The 23,555-nt window shown below is 62.0% G+C and carries 22 protein-coding genes and 1 pseudogene; 9 read left to right on the top strand and 14 right to left on the bottom strand.

Annotation, left to right across the window (positions count from 1 at the left end):
* Nucleotides 1–105 precede the first annotated feature (105 nt).
* The 8 genes and pseudogenes from ACTJKE_RS29785 to ACTJKE_RS29750 form a co-directional block, all read left to right on the top strand.
* Entirely contained in the window at nucleotides 106–531 is a 426-nt protein-coding gene (locus ACTJKE_RS29785) for a hypothetical protein (RefSeq protein ID WP_440660699.1), read from the top strand.
* A gap of 62 nt (nucleotides 532–593) precedes the next feature.
* Nucleotides 594–1,589: a LacI family DNA-binding transcriptional regulator gene (locus ACTJKE_RS29780; protein ID WP_058329176.1), complete on the top strand. Its 996-nt coding sequence runs from the start codon at nucleotides 594–596 to the stop codon at nucleotides 1,587–1,589.
* A 51-nt stretch (nucleotides 1,590–1,640) separates the two neighbouring features.
* Nucleotides 1,641–2,933 carry an ABC transporter substrate-binding protein gene (locus ACTJKE_RS29775; protein ID WP_440693390.1) on the top strand — a complete coding sequence of 431 codons (1,293 nt, stop codon included), beginning with the start codon at nucleotides 1,641–1,643 and terminating at the stop codon, nucleotides 2,931–2,933.
* 72 nt (nucleotides 2,934–3,005) lie between these two features.
* Nucleotides 3,006–3,938 carry a carbohydrate ABC transporter permease gene (locus ACTJKE_RS29770; RefSeq protein ID WP_058329177.1) on the top strand — a complete coding sequence of 311 codons (933 nt, stop codon included), beginning with the start codon at nucleotides 3,006–3,008 and terminating at the stop codon, nucleotides 3,936–3,938.
* The gene (locus ACTJKE_RS29765) at nucleotides 3,931–4,824 is read left to right on the top strand and encodes a carbohydrate ABC transporter permease (RefSeq protein WP_440638866.1); all 894 of its coding nucleotides are present in this window, start codon (nucleotides 3,931–3,933) and stop codon (nucleotides 4,822–4,824) included. The genes ACTJKE_RS29770 and ACTJKE_RS29765 overlap by 8 nt, the downstream gene beginning before the upstream one ends.
* Nucleotides 4,825–4,826: 2 nt before the next feature.
* A complete protein-coding gene (locus ACTJKE_RS29760; RefSeq protein ID WP_440660701.1) occupies nucleotides 4,827–6,533 on the top strand; it encodes a GH32 C-terminal domain-containing protein in 1,707 nt (568 codons plus the stop codon).
* A 12-nt stretch (nucleotides 6,534–6,545) separates the two neighbouring features.
* Nucleotides 6,546–7,592 (top strand): ABC transporter ATP-binding protein, encoded by a 1,047-nt coding sequence (locus tag ACTJKE_RS29755; protein WP_058329180.1) that lies wholly within the window; start codon nucleotides 6,546–6,548, stop codon nucleotides 7,590–7,592.
* Nucleotides 7,593–8,347: 755 nt separating this feature from the next.
* Nucleotides 8,348–8,527, top strand: a pseudogene (locus ACTJKE_RS29750) (helix-turn-helix domain-containing protein); the annotation flags it as partial.
* Between the two features lie 250 nt (nucleotides 8,528–8,777).
* Here ACTJKE_RS29750 and ACTJKE_RS29745 read toward each other — a convergent pair.
* Nucleotides 8,778–9,476 (bottom strand): TetR/AcrR family transcriptional regulator, encoded by a 699-nt coding sequence (locus ACTJKE_RS29745; RefSeq protein WP_058328013.1) that lies wholly within the window; start codon nucleotides 9,474–9,476, stop codon nucleotides 8,778–8,780.
* Between the two features lie 192 nt (nucleotides 9,477–9,668).
* Here ACTJKE_RS29745 and ACTJKE_RS29740 point away from each other — a divergent pair, with 192 nt between their 5' ends.
* Nucleotides 9,669–10,151 (top strand): RidA family protein, encoded by a 483-nt coding sequence (locus ACTJKE_RS29740; protein WP_058327981.1) that lies wholly within the window; start codon nucleotides 9,669–9,671, stop codon nucleotides 10,149–10,151.
* A gap of 122 nt (nucleotides 10,152–10,273) precedes the next feature.
* On the opposite strand, the gene ACTJKE_RS29735 is transcribed toward ACTJKE_RS29740, so the two are convergent.
* The 13 genes from ACTJKE_RS29735 to ACTJKE_RS29675 form a co-directional block, all read right to left on the bottom strand.
* On the bottom strand, nucleotides 10,274–11,632 hold the full coding sequence (locus tag ACTJKE_RS29735; RefSeq protein WP_440638873.1) for an MATE family efflux transporter: 1,359 nt from the start codon (nucleotides 11,630–11,632) through the stop codon (nucleotides 10,274–10,276).
* Entirely contained in the window at nucleotides 11,633–12,211 is a 579-nt protein-coding gene (locus tag ACTJKE_RS29730) for a peroxidase-related enzyme (protein WP_058327982.1), read from the bottom strand.
* Nucleotide 12,212: 1 nt separating this feature from the next.
* Nucleotides 12,213–12,719, bottom strand: coding sequence for a CMD domain-containing protein (locus ACTJKE_RS29725; protein ID WP_058327983.1), 507 nt, complete (start codon nucleotides 12,717–12,719; stop codon nucleotides 12,213–12,215).
* Between the two features lie 33 nt (nucleotides 12,720–12,752).
* Entirely contained in the window at nucleotides 12,753–14,225 is a 1,473-nt protein-coding gene (locus tag ACTJKE_RS29720; RefSeq protein ID WP_058327984.1) for an NAD(P)-binding domain-containing protein, read from the bottom strand.
* A 13-nt stretch (nucleotides 14,226–14,238) separates the two neighbouring features.
* Nucleotides 14,239–15,309, bottom strand: a complete 1,071-nt coding sequence (locus ACTJKE_RS29715) for an ABC transporter ATP-binding protein (protein WP_058327985.1) — start codon at nucleotides 15,307–15,309, stop codon at nucleotides 14,239–14,241.
* A gap of 5 nt (nucleotides 15,310–15,314) precedes the next feature.
* Nucleotides 15,315–16,106, bottom strand: a complete 792-nt coding sequence (locus ACTJKE_RS29710) for an ABC transporter permease (RefSeq protein WP_058327986.1) — start codon at nucleotides 16,104–16,106, stop codon at nucleotides 15,315–15,317.
* Between the two features lie 10 nt (nucleotides 16,107–16,116).
* Entirely contained in the window at nucleotides 16,117–17,097 is a 981-nt protein-coding gene (locus ACTJKE_RS29705) for an ABC transporter permease (RefSeq protein ID WP_058327987.1), read from the bottom strand.
* 76 nt (nucleotides 17,098–17,173) lie between these two features.
* Entirely contained in the window at nucleotides 17,174–18,274 is a 1,101-nt protein-coding gene (locus ACTJKE_RS29700; RefSeq protein WP_058327988.1) for an extracellular solute-binding protein, read from the bottom strand.
* 23 nt (nucleotides 18,275–18,297) lie between these two features.
* Nucleotides 18,298–19,332, bottom strand: coding sequence for a LysR family transcriptional regulator (locus tag ACTJKE_RS29695; RefSeq protein WP_082663582.1), 1,035 nt, complete (start codon nucleotides 19,330–19,332; stop codon nucleotides 18,298–18,300).
* A 741-nt stretch (nucleotides 19,333–20,073) separates the two neighbouring features.
* Nucleotides 20,074–21,126 (bottom strand): alpha/beta hydrolase family protein, encoded by a 1,053-nt coding sequence (locus ACTJKE_RS29690; protein WP_058327989.1) that lies wholly within the window; start codon nucleotides 21,124–21,126, stop codon nucleotides 20,074–20,076.
* 164 nt (nucleotides 21,127–21,290) lie between these two features.
* Complete coding sequence (locus ACTJKE_RS29685; protein ID WP_057251147.1) at nucleotides 21,291–21,623, bottom strand: cupin domain-containing protein; 333 nt, start codon at nucleotides 21,621–21,623, stop codon at nucleotides 21,291–21,293.
* Nucleotides 21,624–21,633: 10 nt separating this feature from the next.
* Nucleotides 21,634–22,638 carry a quinone oxidoreductase family protein gene (locus tag ACTJKE_RS29680; RefSeq protein ID WP_058327990.1) on the bottom strand — a complete coding sequence of 335 codons (1,005 nt, stop codon included), beginning with the start codon at nucleotides 22,636–22,638 and terminating at the stop codon, nucleotides 21,634–21,636.
* Between the two features lie 27 nt (nucleotides 22,639–22,665).
* A complete protein-coding gene (locus ACTJKE_RS29675; RefSeq protein WP_058327991.1) occupies nucleotides 22,666–23,544 on the bottom strand; it encodes a 3-keto-5-aminohexanoate cleavage protein in 879 nt (292 codons plus the stop codon).
* Nucleotides 23,545–23,555 lie beyond the last annotated feature (11 nt).

The following is a 23,555-nucleotide window of genomic DNA, read 5'->3' as shown; positions in this document are numbered from 1 at the left end:
GGGCGAAAGTTCTTCACTGTACGAAAGCTCGGCTGCACCTGGGCATGGATTGCGGGTGCTTGCGCGATTTGGACGGCCTTCGGGGGGAAGGCGGACGGGGAACCGATGACATCGACGATAGTTGTGCTTGCTCTTGCAGGCATGGCGTTCACATGGCTGAAAGTGCTCGCGCGGTTTCAGTTGGCTCTTTCCGCCGCCGCTTGGATGCTCCGGGCCATCACCAATGCCGCGCATAGGCGGGGGAACGCCTGGTTCGCCTTCATTGCTGCCTTTTTGATCAGCCTGATTTTTTTCCAGAGTGCGCACGCGCAATCGTCTGGTTGCAGTGCGATCAACGCAACGTGGGGGAGCGGCGTTTCCCTCTCGAATACAAGCGAGTTGTGGCAGGCTCGCCTTAGCGTCCTCGCCGGCGAAAAAGTCACATACAGGGTTACTTCATCTGGCACTGTGAATTCGAACAGCGCAGGCTTCGCGATTTACAAGAACGCTGGCGTTAATATGTCTGACGGCACTTCATTTGAAGCCGGGTGACTGCTTGACAATGGGGCCGAGTTTGAATTATTGGGTAATCGATAACCCAACAAGGGACCAACGTGACAATCTCCCTTTCTGACATCGCGGAGCGTGCGGGCGTCTCAGTGAAGACGGTCTCCGGCGCATTGCACGGCGGCTCCGCTCGAATGTCGGAGGAGACCCGTCAGAAGGTCAAGGCGATTGCGGAGGAGCTCGGCTATGTAACGAACCTGGCCGCGCGCGGCGTGCGTCAGGGCTGGCTTCCGCTGGTCGGCGTCGTGTCCGATGGGCTGATCACCTCGCCCTTCGCCACCGAAATCGTCCGAGGACTCGATGGGGCTGCGCGCAGCGCCGGCATGGCCGTCTTCGCTATCAACCACAGCAGCGGACAGTCGATTGGCTCGGTGCTCGACGAAGTGCAGCAGTTCCGGCCGCGCGCCGTTGCCTACGCCGCCATGTATCACAAGGACGTCGATCTGCCGCCAACGCTGGCCGGTTCCGTCGGGGTCATGATCAACTGCCGCGAGGCCTCTGGCCGTGTCACGTCGCTGGTCCCGGACGAAGAGGGCGGGGCACGTGAGATCGTGCGTTACCTGCTGGCCGCCGGCCGGCGTCGTATTGCCTTCATCAACTTGCCGGGCATTCTGGCCGGCTCCTTGCGCGAGAAGGGCTTTCGCGCGGCGCTGGAGGAGGCAGGCGTCGATCCGCTCGGCGTGTTTCCGGCCGTGCGCCGCAGCGTTTACAGCGATCGCGCGCCAAGCCTTGTCGCATCCCATGTGGAGGCACTTCTTTCCGGTCAGCGGCCGGACGCCATCCTGTGCGGCAACGACCGGGTGGCGATGGAAGTCTATGCGGCGCTTGCGCGTGCCGGCCTTCGCATCCCGGACGACATTGCGGTGGCAAGTTTCGACAATCAGGTCGAGCTTGCCTCGCGGCTGGATCCGCCCTTGACGACGATGGCCCTGCCGCACCGCGCGATGGGCCGCCTTGCCATGGAGATCCTGCTCGCCGGGCAACCTGAGCCGCCGCATCTGCGGCAGCTGCCCTTCCATCTGGTTGAGCGGGCATCCGTCTGAATTCAGTTTTATGATCGCATTCAACAGGAGGAGAAAACAATGACTGCGCACTTGGGTAATCGTTTACGCAATACACTCTGCGCCGCCACGGCGCTCTTGGGGAGCACCGGTATTGCCGACGCAAAAACCGTCGTTCATGTCATGCACCAGGGCGATCCGGGCTGGGTGAAGGCCTATGGCGATGTCGCCAAGCGCTTCGAGGACGCCAATCCTGATGTCGACATCGAACTGATCTACGCGCCGCACGACGCCTATAACGAGAAGTTCAGCGCCGCCGTCATGGCCAAGCAGTTGCCGGACGTAATGGAACTCGACGCACCGTTCCTCGCCAACTACGTCTGGTCCGGATACCTGCAGCCGATCAAGCCGCTCATCGATAAGGATGTCCTCGACGACATGACCGGCTCGAACATCGCCCAGGGCACCTATCCGATCGACAAGGACCTCTATGCGATCGGCCTCACCGACTCCTCGGTCGTCCTCTACGGCAACAAGAAATATCTCGAAGCCATCGGCGCACGCATTCCGAAATCCGTCGACGACGCCTGGACCCGCGAGGAATTCGAAGGATATCTCGAAAAGCTCTCCAAGCTCGAAGGCGTGAAGTGGCCGATCGACACCTTCCGCGGCTACGGCATCAAGACCGAGTGGATCACCTATGCCTATGGCCCGCTGCTCGAAAGTGCTGGCTGTGATCTGATCGATCGCAAGGCGTGGAAGGCGAGCGGTACGCTCGACAGCGAAGCCTGCGTCAAAGCGCTCACGATGATGCAGACGTGGGTAAAGAACGGCTGGGTCGTTCCGACCTCGTCGGGTACCAACCAGTTCTATGCCGAAGGCCAGCCGGCAGCACTCGCCATGGGCGGGCACTGGTTCTATGCGGAAGCCGCCGCCGCGATGAAGGACAATATCGTCGTCATGCCGCTGCCAAAGATCGGTAAGAAGGGCGTCAGCCCGAACGGCACCTGGATCTGGGGCATCTCGGCGACCTCCGAAAATCCTGAGGCCGCGGGCAAGTTCCTGAGCTTCCTTCTGAAGGACAAGGACTATCGCGACTACGCCAAGACCCAGTCGGCCTATCCGGGACTGAAGAGCTTTGCAGCGGAATCCCCGCTCTACGCTGAAGGCGGACCGCTTGCTGTCGCCTTCGAACAGGCCTCGAAGTCCGCGGTCGCCCGTCCGCCGCACCCGGCCTATCCGACGATTACCTCGGCCTTCATGCAGGCGGTCGACAAGATCTTCAATGGCGGCGACGCACAGGAAGCCCTGACTGCCGCCGCCAGGAAGATCGACCAAGACATTGAGGACAACGCCGGCTATCCGCCGTTCGACGAACAGCAGTAAGGCGTTATCGCAGGGCCGTCACTCTGACCGGCCCTGCGCCATCTCGGGAGGATGAGCGATGAGGAGGAGACCATGACTTTGCAACAGACGTCTGCGCCGGCCATTCCGCGCGCCGGCAGGCGACGTGACCGGCAGCGATTTTGGCAGGAAGTCGCGATGATCGCGCCCGCCGTGCTGCTGCTCGCCATCTTCCTGATCACGCCGTTCCTTCTGTCCTTCTGGACGGCGATGACCAACCAGCCGCTCGTACCGCGCCCGACGCCGGTGCGCTTCGTCGGCCTCTTGAACTTTCAGCGCGTCTTTACCGATCCGCTGTTCTGGACGTCGCTGTGGAACGTCACGCGCTTCACGGTCTGGGTGCTCCCGGTCCAGTGCGGTCTGGCCTTCCTGACGGCGCTGCTGCTCCACCAGAAGCTGCCGATGCGCAATCTTCTGCGCGGCATGTTCTTCCTGCCGGCGATCACCTCCATGGTTGTCGTCTGCGTGATCTGGGGCACGCTGTTTCAGTATCCAAGCGGTCCGCTCAATCAGATCGTCGGCTTCTTGTCCGCTGGAATGATCCAGCCGATCGATTGGCTCGGCGACCCGAACTGGGCGATGTTCTCGATCGTGTTGCTGTCGGCCTGGCAGGCCTATGGCTTCCAGATGATCATCTACCTTGCCGGCCTGCAGGGCATTCCGGAAGAGCTTTACGACGCCGCCCGCATCGATGGGGCAAGCGCGCTGCGCCGCTTCTGGCACGTGACCATGCCTGGCCTGCGTCCCACCCATGTCTTCGTGCTGGTCATTACGACGATCCAGGCTTTCAAGCTCTACACCCAAGTAGCAATCCTCACCCAGGGCGGGCCCAAGGAAAGCACGGAGACCGTGGTGCACTACATGGTGCGCGCCGGTTTCGAGGAACAGAAGCTCGGATATGCCTCTGCCGTCTCCGTCATTCTCTTCGTCATCGTTCTTCTGATCGCGCTTCTCCAGCGCAAACTCCTGAGGCGCTTCGATGTCTGATCTCGTGCTCAACCAGCCCGCCCCGCTGGCCATATCCCGGGGCAACAGCAAGACGGGCCTGCGCGCCGTCCAGACCGTCTGCATCTTCATTGTTGCTCTGGTGATGATTTCGCCACTCTTCATGCTGCTCATTGCCAGCCTCAAGGACGACCGCTTCCGCATCCTTGCGGACATGGGCAGCTTCCGTGCCTTCTGGGTGAGCGACCCGACGCTCTCGAACTACAGGGAGATCGCCAATTTCTCCGGCGAGCTTGCCTATGGCCGCTACCTGTTCAATTCGCTGGTGATCCTCGTCGTCACCGTCGTGTCGGGGCTGATCATCAACTCCATGGCAGGCTTTGTGCTCGCCTGGGGCTCGCTGCGCGGCAAGGCGGTCCTGCTTGCGCTCGTCGTTGCGCTCTATGTCATCCCGCAGGAAAGCATCATCATGCCGCTCGTCGTCATGATGTCGCGGGCAGGGCTGACGGACACCTTTGCCGTCCAGATCCTGCCCTGGGTAGCAAGCCCGCTCTATGTCTTCCTCTTCTACCAGTTCTTCGCGCAACTGCCGAAGGAACTCTATGAAGCGGCGGAAATGGACGGGGCCTCGCCCTTTCGCATCTACCGTTCGATCTACATGCCGCTCAGCCTGCCGGCGCTCGCAACGGTGTCGATCCTCATGGGGATCGAGAGCTGGAACCAGTATCTCTGGCCGACACTCGTAACGCAGACCGACCATGCAAGGCCGATCTCGGTCGCAATTGCCACCTTCTTTGGACAGGACAGCATCTACTGGGACCGCGCCATGGCCGCGTCCGTCCTGATGATGATCCCCGTCCTCATTCTCTACCTCGCCTTCCAGCGCTGGTTCGTAAGCTCGTTCGTCGGCTCCGCCGTGAAAGGTTGACTATGACTTCCCAAACAAAACCCGCGAGCCCCGCGCTTGAAATCATTGAGGCCGCGTTTGCCGCAGGCACGGTGCTGCATCTCTGGATCAAGGCGCGCGAAACTGGCGGCAAGGCGAAGCTCTTCGTGAGTGTCGAGCGCAATGACATCGCCGATCCGTCCACGCGCCGCGCCGAGGAGTTCGAATTCTTCGCAGTGACGCTCGGGACCGGTGGCCACACTGTACTTGCCTATGATGCGGAAACGACCGCGCTCTCGGTGGTCTACGCATTCCAGCCACAGACGGTGCTGGAGGAGGGGATCCGCGTGTTGCACCACGACATGCGTACCGCACCGCCTCAGGTGCCGGCCGGCTACCACTTCCGGCCGCCCTTCGGCTGGATGAACGACCCGAACGGTTTCGGCCGTTTCGCCGGCCGCGGCCATCTCTTCTACCAGCACTATCCGCACGGTCTGCGCTGGAACACCATGCATTGGGGACACGCCGTCTCGACAGATCTGATCCACTGGACGCACCTGCCGATGTTCCTCTTTCCGGCGGATCATCTGTCCGAAAAGGACGACGGCCGCGGCGGCGCCTTTTCCGGCTCGGCCATCCCCATTTCCGGACCTGAGGGGGAGGAGATCCGCGTCTTCTATACCGAACACGTTCGCGATCGGCAGCCGGAAGAGCAGATCCAGCTCTCCGCCCTCAGCCGCGACGGCATCGTCGCCGGTGCATCCGAGGTGGTTCTGCCGGTCCGTCCGGAAGGCTTGAACCTCACCACCGACTTCCGGGATCCCTATGTCTTCCGGGGCCCGGACGGCCGCTGGAAGATGCTGCTCGGCAGCCGCGACAGGTCGGGCGGCGTCGTTCTGCTATATGAGACGACGGATCGACAGGGTGCCGCCGGCTGGACCTTTCTCGGCATCATTCATCGCGAGGACCGTTTTGGTATGACCGCAGCGGAATGCCCCTGCATTGTGCCGCTCGGTGGGAAGGCGGACGATCCGGATACCCGTTGGGCGCTGATCTTCGGCCTGCTGACCAGCCGCGATCCCGCAACCGGCCGGCGTAACCTGACGTCGGTTACCGTCGGCCGCTTTGACGGCCGCAAATTCCTGGCCGAGTTCGAGCAGGAGCTGGATTTCGGTTCCGACGCCTATGCCTTCCAGGCTTTCGTCGACGGCGACGAGCCGGTCGGCATCGCTTGGCTCGCCAACTGGACGGACTTTTCCAAGAAAGACGACTTCCCGACCGCAATGACGCTGCCGCGTCGCGTGCTTCTCGACGGAGATGCCGTTCTGACGCCGCCGAGCGTCGCCGCGGAGAGCCTCCGCCACATGCTGCTCGACGAAGCGGCGCTCGCTGCCGGCGAGACGGTTCCGCTTGAAAGCGGCGCGGTCGAGATCGTGCTCTTGCTGCCCGAGCCCGGCGCTGCGTTTGAACTCGCCTTCGACCACCCGGACGTCAAGCTCGGCGTGAAGCTTGATGGCGACGGCCTGGCGATCCTCTTTGATGCCGGCACAGGCAAAGAGCCGCCGCGATACCTCGCATCCGGCGCAAAGCCTTCGGAGCTGCGCATCTTTCTCGACGCAGGTTCCATCGAGGTGTTCGCCGACAACGGCCGCTGGACCGGCACCAAGCGCATTCCGGGTTTTTCCGCCGCTCGTTCGGCGACGCTAACCGGTGCCGCCGCCAGTGCAAAAATCTGGCAACTCAAGCTTTAAGGGAGGAAGACAATGGCATCGGTAACGATCGATCGCGTTTTGAAGCAATATGGGGCAGCCTCCGTCATCCACGGCGTTTCCGTGAATATCGAGGATGGCGAGTTCGTCACGCTCGTCGGCCCGTCCGGCTGCGGCAAGTCCACGCTTCTGCGTATGCTGGCGGGGCTGGAGGACATCAGCGGCGGCGAGATCCGCATCGACGGGCGCATCGTCAACGAGGTGGCGCCGAAGGAGCGGGACATCGCCATGGTGTTCCAGAGCTACGCACTCTATCCGCACATGACGGTCGCCGAGAACATGGGCTTTGCCCTGAAACTGCAGGGCCGCGACAGGGCGACGATCGACCGGCTTGTTAGGGAAGCCGCCGGTATTCTGGCGCTGGAACCGCTGCTCGATCGCTTGCCGAAGCAGCTCTCCGGTGGCCAGCGCCAGCGCGTGGCCATGGGGCGCGCAATTGTCCGCCATCCGAAGGTGTTCCTGTTCGATGAGCCGCTGTCCAATCTCGATGCCAAGCTGCGCGTGACGATGCGCAGCGAAATCAAGGAATTGCACCAGCGACTCGGTACCACCATCGTCTACGTCACGCACGACCAGATCGAGGCTATGACCATGGCCGATAAGATCGTCGTCATGCGCGCTGGCCGCATCGAGCAGATCGGCAAACCGCTCGACCTCTACGACCGCCCAGATAACACCTTCGTCGCAACCTTCATCGGCTCGCCTGCGATGAACCTTTTTGAAGGCGACATCGGCGACGGCGGCTTCCGTATCGAGGGCGGGCTTTCCCTGCCACTACCGGGGTTCCTGGGCGGCAAAGAAGCCCGAACCTACGGCATCCGCCCGGAAGACCTCGAGCTTGCGGAAAAGGGCATTCCAGCAACGGTCCTGACGGTTGAGCCGACAGGCGCTGAAACCCATCTTTCGGTGCGCGTCGGCACGCAGACGGCCGCTATCGTTCTGCATCGACGCGCGGACCTTCGCCCTGAACAGCAGGTCCACCTCGCGCCAAAAGGAGAGAAGATTCACCTCTTCTCTGCAGGAGGCGCCAGGATTAACTGAAACGGCATTCATGTCGCGAGAGGCCGTTGACCCATTCGGGCAGAGACATCTCATCCGCCAAGCTCCTTTGGAGCGTATAAGGAGGCCGAGATCGATGCGGCGGTGGACGTTGGTTCGGAACATTGCTCCGTTCCAATGGCCCGTGTGACGTCACCAGAGGACCGACGATACCTCGACGAACAACCCGTCGACCACCTGGTTCAGTGTGCCGGTAATGACCTCTAGCTCTACGTAGGTAGCGAGGACTACCGCTGCCAGCATGGACAAAGCCGATCCGATTTCGATCGCTGGCATGCGTTCGCGAGGAAGGGATATCGTAGCGCTCTCAGGAGTGGCGACGAACGGGTGATCGGCATCATGCCGGTTGTCGTTGGCTGCGCGAAGGAGACGAGACGGGCGAAAACGCTTATGTCCGCTCTTATCGCATATGCTGAGGTATCTTTCGCAGGATGAAGTGGGCATCGGAAACGTCCATGACCGAACCAGAGTTGGGTTACATTGTAGGCGACTGAACTGCATCGACCGTTCCCAGGGTAACTGTTGCGCTGAGGTTTGCGTCGCGCACGCGTTTCGCGGGAGGCCGGGTCAAGCGCGGCAAGGCAAGGATCAGCCGCAATCCATGTTTTCCGGCATATCCGATAGTTCCATAATGTATGTTATGTGACATGCCTGTGTAGCCGCAAAGTTAAAGTGTCCTGTTTCTGCAAAGTAAGAATGTCACTCTCCCCGGGTTTTGCTGACCTGGGAGATTGCGGATGGGATTGATTGCGATGAGCGAACGCGATCTGCAGCGGATTGAGGTTTTGTCGAAAGTGATCGCCGGACGCATGACGTTGGCGTCGGCGGCGCATGTCCTGGGCTTAAGCGCGCGCCAGGTGCGTCGTCTGCTGGTTCGGATCAGCACTGGCGGTGCAGCGTCGATCCGGCACAAGGCATCTGCCACGACGCATCGCGTACGCCTGACACGCGCCGGATCCCGCACAGCGAACTCCTGAAAGCATGGCCTGCTTGGTCCGCGGTCGCAGATGCCTTTCCGGAAAGAAGCACTCAGTTCGACCGCCATCGGGTTCTTTGGCAAAGTCTTAGTGAGCACCGGCAAATTACCGTGCGCACCAGTCCAAATTCTTCAGTGTTTTCAATAGTCTAACGGCAAGATGTGGGTGCGCGTAACACTCGCGAGCGTCCTCACTGTTTCGGGGTCAGCCCATCGAGCAGGAAATCGAGGCCCTTCCTGAAGGTGCCGTCCCAATCGTTGTCCAGCAACAGCCGCGAGCGCTCGATCGTCGGATAGCGTTCGCTGAGCTGCGTAAGGCGCTGCTGCGCGGCCGCCTTGTCTTCGTCCGATCGGTCGAAGCTCGCGAGCGTGACAGTGGCGCCCAGGACATGGTTCCAAAGCGACCAGATTGTCACGTTCAGCTCTGCGTCTGCGACACCGGCTCTGGACAAGGTCGTGCCGAGCAGTTCCAGGCGGCCGAGGACGTTTGCGCCAAGTGCCCGGCTCGGCAATAGCGATGCCGACCAAGGATGACGCAGCATGCTGGCGCGCCAGTCTTCGAGCATATGGACGACTTCTGTACGCCAGTCCTTGGACTCGCCAGTTTGCCAAGGGCCGCGATATTCGAGCACCGAATCGAGCGCGAGATCGAAGACATCCTCCTTTGTGTCGACGTGCCAATAGAGGCTCATCACCCCCGATCCGCAGCGCTCGGCCAACCGACGCATCGTCAACCCGCCGACGCCCTCAGCGTCCAGCAGTTCCACAGCGGTCGCTACGATACGTTCCAGAGAAAGCGAGCCGTCACTGCGCGGTTCCTGCCCGGGTTGGCGTTTCACATTCGCGCGTTGCGATCGTTTCGTCCGCGTGCCGCTACTTTTGGCCGCCATTCCGTCTTCCTCGTCAATCAGTCCATCGAATTTGGCCGGAAACACGATGAATGTCGACCCTCACCCGTTGACTCGTACGCGGTACGATGCAAATAAATCGTACAGCGTACGAGTCATACATCAAGGATCGGACTCATGGTCAAATCATGCCGGCGCGAGAGCCGTGCTCATGGCGTTCGGAGCGAGAAAATGATGTCACGCACAGTCAAGCATGTGCTTATCGGAGGGCTAATCATCATGAATATCGGAATCCCCAGTGCGGCAACGGCGAATGAGAGCAAGCTGACCATCGTCAATCCCAAGACCCTCTACGACCCCACGCCGAACGGCTATAGCACCGCGGTGGTCACGCCCCCCGGTGCCCGGGTGGCCTGCATTTCCGGACAGGGCGGCCAAGACGGCACGGGTGCTTTATCACCCGACTTCGCCGTTCAGGTTAAGCAGGCCTATGCGAATTTGCGCGCGGCCCTCGATGCGCTCGGCGCCCGCCCGGATCAGGTCGCCAAGCTCACGATCTTCGTGGTTGACCACGACATGTCAAAGCTTGGCGTGTTGACCGAGAACGTCAAGGAAATGTTCGGCACGGCGCTGCCGGCACAGACTCTGGTTCCCGTTCCCAAGCTTGCAATCGATCCTATGCTGTTCGAGGTCGAAGCCGTCGTCGTTCTGCAGTAGGAATGCGCGGACAAGGTCCGCGAGAAATTGTCTATAGAGCATCGCTTCCGGCGGGGCGTGAGATGCAACCCGCACCACTGGACTTGCGCCCTGCCCTGGAACGACGCACCCGGGCGACGCAATCAGCCAGGCGCTACCGTTCCTGTCTGAAACGTACGGTCGGCCAGCCGCGGCAGCATCAGCCGAAAGGCCACGCTGCGGGCACTTTGGAACAGGATCAGCGCGATCCATAGTCCGTCATTGCCGAAGACAGGCTGCAGGACCGCCCAGGCTGCAAAGTAGATGACCAGCGACGCCACCATCAGGTTTCGCATCTGTCGCGACCAGGTGGCGCCAATGTAGACGCCGTCCATCTGAAAGGCGACGATGCCGAAGATTGGAAGTGCTGCGACATAGGGCAAATAGCCATGCGCGAGGGCGGACACGCTCTCCGTTGGGGCGGTGATGCCGATCACCCAGTCCCCGGCGGCAAGCAGCGCGAGTGCCACAAGGCCGGCGAAGACGAAGCCCCACAATGTCGTCAGTCCGACCGCACGATCGAAGGCCGGCCGGTAGCGTGCGCCGACGGCGCGGCCGGCAAGCTGCTCCGCCGCTGTTGCCACCCCGTCGAGAAAAGCGACGCCGAAGAAATAGAAGCGTAGAAGGATCGTATTCGCCGCAAGAATTTCGATACCGAGCATGCCGCTCTGGCGCGTGAAGAAGGACAGGCCGATCAGAAGCGCGAAGGAGCGGATCATCATGTCGCCATTGACCGAAAAGGCACGACGGAAAGCGGCAAGGTTCGGCAGGTTCCATGCGGTTCGGTCGGTCTTCGCCCAGACGAGATAAAGTCCAGCCAGCGCCGTAACCGCCTCGGCCACCAGCGAGGCGGCAGCAACACCCGCCACGCCCCAGCCGAGGCCCAGGGCCCAGTAGATGCTCAACCCGGCATTCAGCCCGTTCAGCAGAGTTTGCAGGATCATGCCCCAGAGCGCGTCGCCACGTCCGATGATCCAGCCGAAGACCACGAAATTGAACAGCACGAAGGGCGCCGACCAGACACGCCAGGCGAAATAGGTGTCCGCCGCCTCGGCGACCTTCCCTTCCGCTCCCATCGCGGCAAGGCCAAGCGCGCCGATCGGCTTCTGCAGCGCGAGCAGCGCCAACCCCGCGACGAGCGCAATAATGAGACCGCTGGCGAGCATACGCTGCTCTTCGCGCCGGTCACCCGCCCCTAGCGCCTGCGCGGTGAAACCTGTGGTCGCACCGCGCAGGAAGTTGAAGGTGACAAAGATGACGTCGAAAATGACGGTGGAAAGCGCCACGCCCCCGATCAGCGCCTCGTCGCGCAACTGACCAATGACGCCGGTCGCGACGAGCCCGACGAGTGGGCTCGACAAATAGGCGATCATCATCGGCAACGCGATGCGGAGCACGTCGCGATGGGCGATGTCGAAGGGGCGGACTGTAAGGCCCGCCTTGTCGGAAGGCGCGTGTCCCACTCAATCCAGCCGGTGCGGTTCGCCGAGCGTATGCATCAGCCGGTTGGCCCAGCCGAAGATCGCGACCGCATGAATGAGATCGAGGATCTGGAGTTCGTCGAGGCCGATATCGCGCAAATGGTAGAACTGGTAGGCGCCGACATTGTCGGGATGGGCCGTCAGGTCGACGCCGAAATTGAACAGCGCCTGCTCGAAATCCGGCAAGTTCGCGTCGAGGCCGCGGTCATAGATTTCGTCCACCACCTCCGGCCGCTTTTCGAGCTGGATGTAGCGCGCCGCGTGGACGGACGCGCAATAGATGCAGCGATTGACGAAGGAGGCGGCGAGCGCTCCGATCTCCCGCCCGCCGCGGGAGAGCCCGCCCTCGCTATACATGATGTCGTTGAAGAGCGGCGTGCGCTCCTTCAAGGTTTCCGGCTCGTTGGCGAGCACCAGGACATAGTCCGAGATCTTCTTGTTGGATGGCGTGATCTTCAGCGCATCGATCTGTTCGACCGTCGCCGTTTCGACATCGACCGGCTTGACGTAGGGCTTCCAGTCAAGCGCCTCGACAGTGAATTCGTGTACGGGTTGCGACATCTCAGTTGTCCCTCAGCATTTTGAGGCCGGCCACCACCAGCACCTGATAGTTCACGAAAGCGATGAGGCCGGCGAGCGCAACGATGTCCCGGTCGTCGAGCCCTGCGGCGGTGAGCTTTTCGATGTTGGCGCGCGTCGCCTCCTTCGGCGAAAGCGTGACAAGATCGACATGGGCGAGGATCGCAACAAGGCGCGTATCCGCACCTTCGGCCCCGTTGCCTGGACTGGCGATCGACACCAGGGCGGAGCCCCCCTCCTCGCTCTCGAGCAATTCCCGGAAATGCGCGGAAAGCTCATGCGACTTCCAGAGTGCCGCCATGCGTGCAGCAAGCGCAGCCCTCAGCGCATAGGAGAAATTGCGTGGTTCGGCGGGACGCAGGGCCGCCTGATAGCTCGTCTGGCTCAGGTGCTTCAGCTTTGCCCGCTGTTCGCGCAGCGCCTGAAGGTCGGGGAAGCGATCAAGGCCGAGTACGGTATCGATCACGTCATTTGTCGATGGAGCGGTCATTGGCTTTTCCAGTCGTCTGAAATTCGGAGGGGTTCATGCCGTCTTCTGTGCCGGCGTTGGCGCATCGGCATCGACCCATTCGGTCCCGTCGAGTTCCGGCTTCTCGTAGGCGATGAGCGCTTCCCAATGGTAATCAACGTCACGAATGAAGAGCGAGGCGGCAACACCGCGCGCCAACCACAGGGCGCCCTCGCTAATGGCAGGGATATCGCCGCTGACCTTGCCGACGCTGACGGATGCGCCGTAGTTGAAGCAATGGATATCCATCAGCCAGGGTGCTGCACCCGGCTCCTTTTCGGTGAAGGAGAAGTCTCCGTTCAGCCAGGGGAAGCGCCCAAGTCCGGGATTCTCCTCCCCTGCCGGCGGCGTATAGCGGTGCTCCCAGCAGGCGATCTGGTCCTGATAGGGCGCTAGCTCGCCGCGGCTCGAGGGATCGATCGTGAAACCCGTGCCGAGAATGACGAAATCGGTGCGGAAGATGCGGCCGCTGGTGGTGGTGATGACGACTTCACCGCCCTCCTCCTTCATCGACCGGATACCGCAGTCGAAGTGGAAATAGGCGTTCGCATGCCGGCTGACGCGCAGCGTCGAGTTGTGCGGCGCCGGCGTCTGCTGCTTGGCCGCATAGTCCATCAGGCGCCAGCGCCATTCCGGTGAAATCTCGGCAAAACCTGCGGTGACCCCGTAGGAGCCGATGCCCATCAGCTTGTTGACCGTCGGCATCTCCTTGCGCCGGGCGAGAAGGCGCACCTCCCCTGCCCCCTGCTCCAACGCCTCTGCCGCATTGTCGACCGCCGAAGCGCCGACGCCGATGACGACGACGCGTTTGCCCTTCAGTCGATCGAAGTCGATGTCGTCGGCCGAATGCGCCCAGGAGGTATGCCGCTCCATGCCCTTGACGAAGTCGGGAATGGTCGGTTCACCCAGGCCGTCGCGGCCAGTGGCCATCACCAATTTGCGGGTGACGATCGCAGGCTTTGCCCCACCGGCAATTTCAAGATCCAGCAGCCCGTCGGCGCGCGGCACGACGCGGGTGACGTGCGTGTCATTCTCGACCGGAATGTCCATGACATCGCGATACCAGCGGAGGTAATCCATCCACATCGGGCGCGGGATCCGGAACAATTCCTCCCATTCCGCTTCGCCATGGAGTGCCGTGAACCAGGCACGGAAGCTGAGCGAGGCAACCCCGAGCGCCGGGCCAAGAAGGATCTTCGGCGAGCGCAGCGTTTCCATGCGTGCATAGGTAACCCATGGCCCCTCATAGCCTTTCGGCGCGCGATCGACGACGCGAAGATTGGCGATGCCGGCGCGCGTCAGGGCATGCCAGGCGACAAGCCCGCACATGCCGCCACCAATGACGACCACATCGCTCACTGGCTCGCCAGCCGAGGTGGTGACGGGCTTCGACCAATTGGCTGGCGGGTAGTTGAGATAGCTGAGATCCTGCCTTACCCGCGCGTTCAGCTCCGCAAGCCGTTGCTGTTGTTGTAGATTGTTGATCATTCCGGTCTCCAGTTCAATTCGCCAGCAGGACGGCGTCCCGGTCGCGCCAGCCCACCCACACGTCGTCACCCTCGATATGCGAAAGCGCCACGGGATCGATCTGGACCAGCAGGCTGCTGCCGTTTTCGAGAGCGACGGTCAGCGTGGTGTGCGCGCCCTTGAAGACACGCTGATCGACGCGTCCCTTGAGCGCCGGCCGTCCCTCGGGCTTGCTCGACAGGCAGTAAAGCGCCTCCGGCCGAAGCGCCAACGTGGCGCGTTCACCGGGCATCGGCGACGTCCCGTTCACGTCCGCGTGCACGACATTGCCGCGCCATTCGACAGCAGCGATTCCGTCCGAAACAGAGACGACGGCACCCTCGAGGAAATTGCTCTGGCCGATGAAATCCGCGACAAAGCGGCTGCGGGGCCGGGCATAGAGCTCATCGGGGCCGCCCATCTGCTCGATCCTGCCCTTGTTCATCACGACGATGACATCGGACATGGTCAGCGCCTCCTCCTGGTCGTGGGTGACGAAGATGAAGGTCTTGCCGGTCTTCTGCTGGATCGATTTCAGCTCGATCTGCATCTGCTGGCGCAGTTTCGCATCGAGCGCCGAAAGCGGCTCGTCGAGCAAGAGCACGTTCGGATCGGGCGCCAGCGCCCGCATCAGGGCCACGCGCTGGCGCTGTCCCCCGGAGAGCTGGGCGGGCATCCGCTCGGCATGGTCCTGGAGCGAGACGAGGGAGAGAAGCTCGGTGACCCGTTTGTGGATCGCCGCATGCTCCATCCCCTTCAATTCCAGGCCGAAGGCGATGTTGCGGCCGACCGTCAGGTGCGGGAAAAGCGCGTAGTCCTGGAAGACGATATTGACGTTGCGCTTGTTGGGAGGCAGGTGCGTGATTGGCTTGCCTTCGAGATAGATCTCCCCTGAGGTCGGGCTATCGAAACCGCCGAGCATGCGCAGCGTCGTCGACTTGCCGCAGCCGGACGGGCCGAGCAGCGTGACGAACTGGCCCGGCTCTATCGCCAGGTCGAGATCGTCGACGGCGGTAAGGGCCCCATAGGATTTGTTGACGTTCTTGAAATGGACGACAGGCTGCATTCGCGTCAGCTCCTGGAACGGCGGGTGAAATGCTCGGCATAGATGCCGATGCCGGTGGTGACGACGAGAACGATCGTTGCCATGGCGTTAATCTCCGGCGACATGCCCCCTTGCACCTTGGCGAAGATCAGCATGGGCAATGTCGGCTGGTAGCCGCCGAGGAAAAAGGTGCGGACGAAGTCGTCGATGCTGGTCAGGACGCAGAAGATCATGCCGCCGAAGAGCGCCGGCATCAGATAGGGGATGGTGACGCGCAGGAAGGCGATGAAGGGATCGGCTCCGAGATCGCGCGCCGCGTCGACGAGATTGGCCGGCATCGAACGCAGCCGGGTCAGCACCATGATGACGACGAAGGGCACCGCGTGAACCGCATGCGCGAGGATGATCGCGAAGGTTCCGGTCGGAATGTCGACGGTGCGGATGAATATGCGCATGGAAATGGCGTTGATCAGTCCCGGCACGACCGCAGGCAGACAGGCGAGCGCGAAGATGACCGCCTTGCCCCAGATGTTTTCCGCCGAAACGAGGAGCGCGATCCAGACGCCGATGATCGTCGCCGAGATGGTGGTGGCGAGCGCAATGCCGATCGAATAGAGCGAGGCTTCGAGGAACTGCTTGTCCTGAACCACCTTGCTGTACCAGGAGAGCGTCCAGTTGCCGATCGGGAAGGCGATGAAGTTCGCATCCTTGAAGCTCATCGCCATCATCAGCGCCAGCGGCAGCACCAGATAGACGGCGAAGATCCAGTAGGAAGCGCCGAGCGCGGTCTTGGGAAGGTCTTTGAAATAGGTTCGCATCAGCCCGCCCTCACATCAACCGGACGGAGCGGCCGCCGACCACCCGCATGAAAAGCCCGACGGTCGTCAACGACACCACCAGCATGATCATCGAGAACGCAGCGCCCTCCGGCCATTTGTCGTTCGACCCGTGGAACAGCGTCGCGATAACCTCGGGGAAAATGACTGAATTCGGGCCGCCCAGCAGCAGCGGCGCGGCGAAGACGCCGACGGCGGTCAGATAGACGAGGCTGCAACCGGAGACGATGCCGTCTTTCGAGAGCGGCAGGATGACCCGGCGGAACCGTTGGAAAGGCCCGGCGCCGAGATCGGCCGCCGCCTGGATCAACGGCGTCGGTATCTTCTCGATCGCCGAATAGAGCGGCAGGAGCATGTAGAGCGCCAGCAGGTAGATGACGCCGAAGCTCAGCGAAAAGAAGGTGTAGAGCATCGGGATCGGCCGGTCGATGAAGCCGAATTCCCGCAGGAGCACGTTCAGAGCCCCTCGATTGGCAAGCAGCATGATGACCGAGAAGGTACGGATCAGCTCGCCGGCCCAGAAGGGAATGAGCAACAGCAACAATGCTCGCATCCGGTTCTTCGGCTGCACCACCTTAGCGACGTAGTAGGCGACGGGATAGACGATCACCAGCGTCGAGATCGTGACCACGGCGGCAAAGACCAGGCTACGGACGAAGGGCACGAAATAGAGCCGGTCGGAAAAGAAAAGCCCGTAATTTGCGAGCGTGTACTCGCTGCTCTTGTCGGGTTGCGGCGGATAGTTGGCGAGAAGGCTGATATTGGCCATCTGCAGGATCGGCCCGATGTGCAGCATGGCGATCCAAACAAGCGGCACGCCCGCAAGCACGGCGAGACGCACGCGTCGGCTGTCGACGAGAAGCCCGATCGTGTTGCGATAGAGTCCCGAACTCGCCGCCCTGCCGATCCATCCGGCGTAGCGCGGTGCCGTCGGCAAACCCACGGATCGCGGTTGCGTTGTCGTATCCAGCATTCTTTTGTTCCCGGCTCTGGAAGAGTCCATTTTTATGGGTGACCGGCCGGAAGACCGGTCACCCAGAAGGCCGCAGTCAGGCTGCCTTGATCTCCGCAGCGGCCTTGTCGATCATGTCGTTCTTCATGTCGCGGTTGATCGAGCTGAAGAACTGGATGCGTTCGACCTGCTCGGGTGGCAGCGACAGGGCCGCGCGCTCCTTGTCGTTCAGCACCTTATCGACCCCGTCGAAGGCCGAAGAGAAGCCGGACTGACGGGTCATCGCCGCGCCGATTTCCGGCGAGGACAGGATCGCATCAAGGAAGGTGTAGGCGGCGTCCGCGTTCGGCGCGTTGTTGACGACGTTGAACGAATAGAGGAAGCCGAAGGTCCCTTCCTTGGGCACCGAGATCTCGATCGGATGGCCGTCCATGACGAGCTTGGCGGCCGGCCCGGACCAGGCCTGCGCCAGATAGATGTCCTCGTTGACGAACATCTGCTGCAGCTCGGAGCCCGCATCGTAGTATTTGCGCACCTTGTCCTTGTGTTGGATCAGGAAGTCACGAGCCTGGTTCGTAGCGGCCTGCGCCACATCAGGCTTGTCGCCATAGGTCACATAGTCACCGTCATTGCCCTGGTAGCGCATGACGATGGACAGGAAGTCGCTGACGATGTACGACGTCAGGTTCTTGTTCTCGTCGTCGAACATGATGCCCCAGCTATCGGAGGCCTTGGCGTATTCCGTATTGCGTACGAGACCCTCAAAACCTGCGAGCAGCGGCACGCCGAAGGTTTTGCCGTCGACGGTGAGCTGCGGCGCACCCTTATAGGCGGCGGCAAGCTTGTCCCAGTTCTTGAGCCGCGCGGTGTCGAGGGACGCCAGCAGGTTGGACTTCATGAACTGAGACAGGCGGTGGCCGGTAACGGTCACGATGTCCGTGGAAGGCGTGGCACCTTCGGCGGTCAGCAGGTTGTACTGCTTTCCCTGGTCGTCGGTCAGCCGGATGCGGACCTCGATGCCCGTATCCTTCTGGAACTGGTCGATGAAGGACTGCGGTACGAATTTGTCATAGGTCGTGATGTTGACGACCTTGCTCTCAGCAAAGGCGGGACGGATGATCGATGGCGCGGCCAATATGCCTGCGCCGGTCGCCAGCAGTTTCAAAGTCGAGCGGCGGGTTACGTGCAAATTTTTCATGTCGTTCTCCTCATTTTACGAGCTCAGTTTTCGTTCTCGGGCGTGTCGAGCTTTTGCTCCCCTTTATTTCGCTGCCGGTTGTCCGACAGCGTGCCATCGCCGGCATTTCGGCCGGCGAAGGTCTTTTCGGCGATGCGCGCCATCTGTCGCGGATCGTGGACGGTGAAATCCGGCATGCGCTCCGATGCGATCCGCGCGATGCGTTGAACCAGTTCCTGGACGCCGGCCGAGAGCGGGCGCGAGGCCGCCGACAGGATCGCCCAAAGGAAGGGAATCTCGACATCAAGCAGGCGAACTGCGACGGGCGCCGATTGCAGGCCATAGGCCGTCGCTGGCTCGATGATCGCGACGCCAAGCCCGAGCGATGCGATCTGCACGGCATTGTTGGCCGCATTGGTGGCGATGACGCGATTGGGCCGCACGTTGGCCGCCTCCAGTGCTTCATCGACACGGCGGCGCAAACGAAACGGATTGGCCATGGTTATGAGGGTGCGTCCGGCGAGGTCCGCGATCGAAATCACGTCCTTCGCAGCCAGAGGATCATGCGGCGCTACCGCGGCCACGCAGCGCCCCTCGAAAAACCCCTGCACTTCCAGCCCCGGCTGATCGGCCGGCAGAGAGGTCACGCAGAAATCCGCAGTGCGCGCGAGCACCGACTGCACGGCCGCTTCCGCCGGCATGCTGCGAAGCTGGATTGTGTGCGGCAGAAAATGCTCGGGTAGTTCCGCAAGCGCGATCGGGATGATGCCACTCGCAAAAGCCGGCGTTGCGGCGATCTCGATCGGCTCGGGTTCCTTGCCGGCAATCGCCTTGGCTCGATTGCGCAGGTGGCCGATGCCGCTAAGAAAGCGTTCGGCATCTTCGTGGAAGGCAATCCCCTTGTCGGTCGGGGAGATCTTGGGACCATTTCGCTCGAACAGCGCAAATCCAAGCGACGTTTCCAGATCCTGAATAAGCCGCGTCACCTGCGACTGCGATCGGTCAAGCATGCGGGCGGCGCCGGTGATGCTGCCTGTCGACATGACTGCGAGAAAGGCCTCGAGATCGCGAACTTCCATGGATTATCATGCGCTCCATGCATTGTGACTGACTCATACTGCATAAAACGCATTCTATGCGCTAGTGACAAAAGACAAGTTTTCTATGTTGGAGCCGTTCGGAGAAAGTCCGACCAGCCGGCTCCTAACGGGATACATCGGCTGTCAGTTCGTCTCAAAGACCGTGAGGGCCGGCCTTCGAGCCCAACTGAAGCGGATTGCAGGGAGGGGGTTGCGTATCGGAATTCTCGACGCGGACGCGGGCGGGATCGCTTTTTGCACGACGGCTTTTCCTCGCCAAGGCCGCTCGTCAGCCGGTACTATGGTCGCCATCCGGAGCACGTACGCGGCTCTGCCGCACTTGAACTCCGGGCAGCCGGCCATTATCAGTTCGCACAGCTCCTTCGGTGCGCTCTATCTGCCGCGGCGGCTGGCACGGAGGGCAAAGCTTGCCCATCAACGTCTGGGGCATGACGCTTCTGACCGGCCGTCATCAAGCTGACCAGCCTTCTCGGTCGCATCGTCGGCCAACCGGTATGGTTGCTCGAGGCCAGCCTGTTCTCGGCGGCGATGGGCCGCGATCTCGTGAGCGACAACGGCCTTTTGCCCAACCTTGCGCTCGACAAGCTTTCGCCGACGGCACTGATTGCGCTTTGTGAGGAATGGCCGTCCGCGAGAGGCTGCTATGCAAACGGCGTTGACTCTTGCCCGTGACCTCGGTCGGGCCAAGCGAGACGGCCGCGCTAGTGGGCCTAGCGGCTGTTACCGGCTCAAACGCTCCGCCACCCAATCGGCGACGAGCGGGCGATACAGCCAAGGGATGTTGTTGCAGACGTGATTGCCCTCCTCGAATATTTGTAGCTCGGCTCCACGAGAGCAGATGTCGGCACACTTCGCCGCTTCGGAGGGTGGGAAGATCCTGTCACGGCCGCCGTGAAGAATGAGAGCCGGCACAGTTGGCGGAGCGCAGCCCCTAAGCGTAAAGCAATCCGCGCGCTCGCGGACGTCCTCGCCGCCAAGTGAGAAGCGCATGTTGTCTCGATAGACTTGCGGCAGTTCGCCCCAGAACCCGCCGAGATCGAAGAAGCCGTTGATGGAGACGATGCCAGCCGCTGTCGGCACCGACGCAGCCGCGCGCAGGGCGAGAAAGCCGCCGAAGGCCATGCCGACGAGGGCGACCTTTCCCGAAAGTCTCGGATGCGCCTCTACCGATGTGATTGCCGCCTGAACGGCCGGACCAATATCCGGGCGCAACGCTCCCATCGAACGCCCCTCGCCCTGCCCGGGTCCGTCGAAAATCATGGTGGCAACACCGCGGGCATGGAAATGCCGCTCGAATGCCGGGAACTCCTCCTTGGTCGAGTCCGAGCCGGGAATGATCAGCGCCAGCGGATAGCGGCTTTCTCCCTTCGGGACCCGCAGGGACGCCTGCAGGACCCCGCCTTCGAACGGTACGGCGATCATATCGGCCGGCGGATCGAGCAAGGGAGCGGCGAGGCGGTAGAGTTCCACCTTCCGAGCGGCTGCCCTCGCCTTGGCTTCAAGGTCCTCGAACGCCATGAACTGTCCGAAATGATAGAAAAGGCTTGCGCGGGCATAGGCCTCGCCCGCTGTTAAGTGGCGACCGACAGCAAGAGCCATATCGCCGAGTTCGGCCTGACGCTCGCCCTCTTCGCTCCACGTCGAAAGCCACTTTGGCCATACTCCGGCGCGCTCGATCACCGCGCGCGCCGTCACCGACGGTATCCCGGCAACCTCCATGCGCGGGAGCCAGTGCTCGACGACGTTGGCCAACCGGTTTTCACTCTGCACCATGCACGTCCTCCCGTATGCTGACACCTTCATCGAGCCGACGTCACCGATCACCATTGCTCCCGGCGCGATACAAAATCGACCGTCGCTGGGGATGCGTGGCTCACGCACCCCAGCCTGTACCGACCCGATGACCCATCAAAGCTCCCCACTCCTCGGCGACGCGCTCAGGTCGGCATGGCGAGAAGGATGGACGCCGGCGCATTGGTGCGGTTGACGAGCGCGCGCGCCTCGCCGGGTGCCAGCCGGCAACTGTCGAGAAAGCCCAGTGTGGCGCTCTCGGTGCCGGTTTCGACCGTTACCTCGCCCGCAACGACGATGTAGATCTTTTCGACCGTGGCGTCTTTCAGCGACGTATGGCCACCAGGCAGGAGGTGCGACAGGCCGATCCAGATCGTATCGGTCGTCGTAGCCTCCTTTCCCTGAAGCCGCAGACAATGCATGCCGTAATGCTCTGCCGCCTCGTATGGCTTGGCGCCGCCATAGCGTGTCACCTGCATCGCCCGCTCCTTAAGGCACCAGCAGCACGCGCTCGGGCGTGCCGCGCAACACCGAAGCATAGGCCTTGGCGGCATCGGAGAGGCCGTAGACGGTCGCCGGATTGATCGGGAACGGCTTCAGCTTGCCCTCTTCGAACTTCGGCTTGAGCTTGTCGAAGATGCGGGCGCCCTCGACGGAAGACAGTGCCAGCGTGTCGATGCCGATATATTTGTGGCGGCCTCGGAAGAAGTTGAAGATATCGAAAGGCACTGCGCGATCGAAGGTGGAGATGAACACCTGTCGAGCCTGCTTTGCCATCGCGTTGTTGGCGATTTCGAAATAGGGGCTGCCGACCGTGTTGAAGACGATGTCGGCGCCGTGGCCGCCAGTCTTCTCGCGCACGATCGCGGCGACATCATCCTTGGCGCTGTTCAGCATCTCGACGGGCGCGTTGGTATGCGCCAGCAGCGGCTGCTCGTTGTATTCGACCGCAAAGACCTTGGCCCCCGCCATGGTCGCCAGTTGGATGGCCGCCTGCCCCACCTTGCCATTGCCTCCGCAGACGAGCACGACATCCGTCGGCTGCACGCCGCCGGCTTCGCGCAGGCCCTCATAGGCGGTGATGAAGGGCACGCCGATCGAGCCTGCTTCCTGCATCGTGAAATTCGCGGGTTTGGCACGCACGGCCTTCTGATCGAGCACCATCCATTTGGCGTGGCTGCCGTCCTGGGTGATGCCGAGCTCGCCGCCGCCACCCCAGATCTCCATGCCGATCATCGACGACGGACCTTCGCGCACGATGCCGCCGAAATCGCGACCGGGCGTGCGAGGCCAGACGGCGTGCGGCATGTGTCCGAGGGATGCTTTCACGTCGCTGGGGTTTACTCCTGCCGCCATGATCTCCACCAGCACCTGGCCCGGTCCCGGTCGCGGGACCGCAACGTCGACGACGTCGATCTTGAGATTGTCGAGATCGGGGGATTTTTCCGTCACCCTCAATGCCCGGGCGATCTTGGCGTCCACCTGAATGTTCATTGTATGCCTCCTTGCAGATATCAATGCTTATGCGCGCAGTCCGAGGATCTCACGGGCCTGGGAAGGCTCGGCGATCCTTCCGCCGAGCTTCTCGATCAGGTCTCTTGCCCGTTCGACCAGTTCGCCATTGCCTTTGGCGAGCACGCCCTTGGCGATGTAGGAGTTGTCCTCCAGGCCAACGCGGACGTGACCGCCGAGCAGATAGGCCTGGACGGCCATCGGGAACGACATTCGACCAACCCCGAACCCGGTCCAGACGGCGTCGCCGGGCAGCATTCGGGCGGCGGTCGCCATGACGTCGGTGGTCGACGGGAAGCCGTACTTGACGCCGGTCACGATCGTGAACATCGCCGGCGACTTCAGCACGCCCGCTTTCAAAAGGTCCTGTGCGAGCTGGATATGCCCGGTATCGAAGACCTCGAGCTCCGGCTTGGAACCCGCGTCGTTGATGATGTCGGCCATGATCTTGACGCTGGCCGGCGTGTTGATCACGACTTCCGACCCGAAGGTCATAGTGTTGAGATCGAGCGTGGCGATGTCCGGTTTCAGCGCGACAATGTGCTCGACCCGCTTTTCCGGCCGCATCAGCGTGGTCCGTGGTCCGGCGATCGCTGGGTTCTCATCGCTCGGGTGGTAGCGCCCGCCGGGGCCGGTCGTCACGTTGAGGATCAGCGCAGTGTTCTTCGCCCGTATGCGCTCGACGACCTCGCGGTAGTATCCAAGCTCCATGGAGGGCTTCGCCGTAACCGGGTCCCGCACGTGAATGTGCGCGATCGCCGCACCGGCATCGGCCGCCTCCAGGCAGGAATTGGCGATCTCCTCGGGCGTGACGGGAAGTGCGGGGGTGTTCTCCCGGGTCGTGAGGTTGCCCGTGACCGCACAGGTAATGATGACGTTCTGCTGCATCACTGGCTCCC

Source organism: Ensifer sp. 22521, assembly GCF_052044795.1.
Lineage (GTDB): Bacteria > Pseudomonadota > Alphaproteobacteria > Rhizobiales > Rhizobiaceae > Ensifer.
Note: the sequence above shows the minus strand (reverse complement) of the source record. Positions and strands in the feature narration are given on the sequence as shown.